Here is a 476-nt window from a genome sequence, read left to right as displayed (position 1 = left end):
GGAAAGATGCCAAAGTTGGTGTCCTTGCTTACCAACGACTTTGACATGTCCATGGAGACTATCGTAGCCATCTACCGCAGGAGGTGGCAGATAGAGACTCTTTTCAAGCAGATAAAACAGAACTTCCCGCTTAGATACTTCTATGGGGAGAGTGCCAACGCCATCAAGATACAGATTTGGGTTACACTCATTGCCAATCTATTACTGTCACTGCTGCAAAGCTCATTGCAGAGGCGGTGGAGTTTCTCAGGGCTGGCTACTATGGTGCGCATTGTACTTATGGAATACCTCAACATGAATAATTTCTTCAACATGCCGGATGCCGACATGAAACTCATGCTTGAAGCAGCGGCTGAATCGCCACCCGAGGTAACAGAAAATGAATAAGGGGGCTTGTCACTAACATGCTGTCATCCGAACTATTGTGTCTCAATGAGTTGGAATGAGGATTTCTATGTTTAGCGGACAGTAATATT

Annotated in this window: 1 protein-coding gene; it reads left to right on the top strand. The window is 45.4% G+C overall.

What is annotated here, in order from left to right:
- The coding region (locus E0E16_RS07470) for a transposase (protein ID WP_130829948.1) at positions 1-387 on the top strand (387 nt) is incomplete at its 5' end.
- Between the last annotated feature and the right edge of the window lie 89 nt (positions 388-476).

Source organism: Prevotella rectalis, from assembly GCF_900607215.1.
Classification (GTDB): Bacteria; Bacteroidota; Bacteroidia; order Bacteroidales; family Bacteroidaceae; genus Prevotella; species Prevotella brunnea.
Note: the sequence above shows the minus strand (reverse complement) of the source record. Positions and strands in the feature narration are given on the sequence as shown.